The organism is Clostridia bacterium (genome assembly GCA_012840125.1).
Classification (GTDB): Bacteria; Bacillota; DULZ01; order DULZ01; family DULZ01; genus DULZ01.
The window spans coordinates 1-2,277 of record DULZ01000031.1 but is presented as its reverse complement, the minus strand read 5'-3'; the positions used below and the strand labels follow the sequence as shown (position 1 = coordinate 2,277).

Below are 2,277 nucleotides of genomic sequence, written 5' to 3'. Positions count from 1 at the left end.
CAAAGAAGCAGCCCGGGCAAAGGCGTCAATCACCCTCTGGATATCTTCTTCCGTCATTTCCCGGGGGGTCTCCCCTGTCAACCTGGAAGCCACCGGCGAAGGAGCAATGGCTTGCTCCCCGGTGATGGCACTCAGGGCATACCGGCCCGCCTGGTAAAGCTGAGCCGCGATCTTCGCCCCCTGGGCTTGGACCGCTTGGGTCAGTCTCTTTAAACCGGGCAAGTAACGGCGGTCATCCAACCGGACCATGAAGGGGCCTGCCCCCGCCCGGTCGATGGCACAGCCGCCTACGATGATTAACCCTGCTCCGCCTCTGGCTCTTTCGACGTAGAAATCAACCAACCGGTCATTGACTTCCCCGTCCAACGTATAGGATAAATGCATGGCGGGCATGACGATACGGTTTCTTAACTCCATCTTGCCAATGGTAATCGGTTGAAAAAGCCGCAAATCCAATCCTTCCTTTCTCTGGTGGCACTAGAATGAACACCCATTCACAGAAGTTATTTTTCGCACAATTGCGTCAAATTCCTGCTTTCGAGAAATGTTTCTCAAAATAAACAACGCCGGTGTGCTTAGGGGTCCAATCAAGGCTCCTGTTGGTCCCGAGCCTTCCCTCACCCCCGGTGCACACCGGTCCGCGACCGCCCTCTACCCATGACGGGCTCATTTCTTCCAGGGAACAATATTGATGGCTTCAGGAATCAGCTGCTTACCTTCCACTTTAATAATGGTCAAAGAAGCGTGATCGATGGGTTCCTCCCACAAGTACCGCTCGTCCACCGCCCAGGCCAACACGGCCCTGATCACACCGCCGTGAGTGGCGGCCACTACCGTGCCCCGGTGCTTGGGAGCCACCTCAAAGATGAAATCCAGCACCCTGGCTTCCACGTCTTTGACTCCTTCTCCTCCCGGGGTGACCCCGTCCCGCTTGCCAAACCAGGCATCATATTCTTGCCGGAAGTGACGGTAAACGGTATTGAAATCCAACCCTTCCCAGCGACCCATGTACAGTTCCCGTAGCCGCACATCCAGGATTGGTTCCAAACCATGGTAAGCGGCAATCACCGCCGCAGTCTCCTTCGCCCGGGACAAATCGCTGGCGTAAACCGCTTCCAGGGGTTCCTGGGCCAGGTAAGCTGCGGCGGCTTGCACCTGCTCCCGGCCGGTCTCATCCATGGGGATATCGCTGTGGCCTTGGAACTTCCCCGCCTTATTCCATTCCGTTTGCCCGTGCCGCACCAAGATCATCCGCATCCTTGTCCCTCCTTCTCCCTCAGGAAATCCCTGATCAGGCTGACCAGTTTTTCGTTCTCCTGCCGGCCCCGCACGGCAATGCGAATAAAATACTCATCCAGGTGGTCAAAACTGTGGCACAAGCGAATCAACACGCCTTTCGGCCCCAGGAACCCTTGCAGCGCCTCTCCCGTAACCCCTAAGGCACGGCCGTGCAAAAGCAGGAAATTTGCTTGCCCGGGAATAACCGAAAAGCCCAAATGCTGCAGCCTTTCCGCCAGGAACTGCCTTTCCCGGGCCACGATCCTCCTGGTGGCCGCCAGGTGTTCCGAGTCGGCCAAAGAGGCCAGGCCGGCCGCCTGGGCCAGGGCATTCACCCGCCAGGGGGGCAAAGCTTGTTCCAGGTTCCTCGCCAGTTCCTTTGCCGCCACCAGGTAGCCCAAACGCAGACCCGGGATGGCGAAGACCTTGGTTAAGGAACCTACCACCACCAGTGAACTGTGGCTGGATACGTCCCTGGCCACGGATTGATCATGTTCGACAAAATCCATAAAAGCTTCATCCACCACCAGGGTGGCCCCCCGGTCCCCGGCCAGGGATGCTAACTGCAGCACGACCTCCCTGGGCGTGAGGACCCCGGTAGGATTGTTCGGATTACCGATGAAAATCAAGTCCCCCGCTTGGACCAGCTTCTCAAAGGGGGCCGGCTCCAGGGCAAAGTTTTTCCCGGCGTCGAGTTTTATTCTCACCATGGGGGGATGCAGGATACCCCGGCCGTATTCCCCAAAGGTAGGAGAGGAAACCACCACCCGACCGGGAGCAAAGAAATTGGTTAACGCATAAATAAGCTCCGCACCGCCGTTGCCCAGGACCAACTGCTCCACGGGCACCCCTAAATGACCCGCCAGTTTTTCCTTTAATTCTCTTCCTTCAGGGCAAGGGTAGTGGACAATGCGCGGCAGGGCAGCCTGCAGGGCAGGCCAAACCTGGGGAGACGGACCTAAAGGATTGATGTTGGCACTGAAGTCGATAAACGCTTCT

Annotated in this window: 3 protein-coding genes; all 3 read right to left on the bottom strand. The window is 57.5% G+C overall.

The genetic code is table 11. The features are described from left to right. A partial coding sequence (locus GXX34_03725) for an NADH:flavin oxidoreductase (GenBank protein ID HHW06636.1) occupies positions 1–456 on the bottom strand: 456 nt, incomplete at its 3' end. 210 nt (positions 457–666) lie between these two features. Continuing rightward, positions 667–1,257 carry a histidine phosphatase family protein gene (locus GXX34_03720; protein HHW06635.1) on the bottom strand — a complete coding sequence of 197 codons (591 nt, stop codon included), beginning with the start codon at positions 1,255–1,257 and terminating at the stop codon, positions 667–669. Then, positions 1,248–2,277 (bottom strand): pyridoxal phosphate-dependent class II aminotransferase (locus GXX34_03715; GenBank protein HHW06634.1); only part of this gene is annotated, 1,030 nt, incomplete at its 5' end. The genes GXX34_03720 and GXX34_03715, both read right to left, overlap by 10 nt.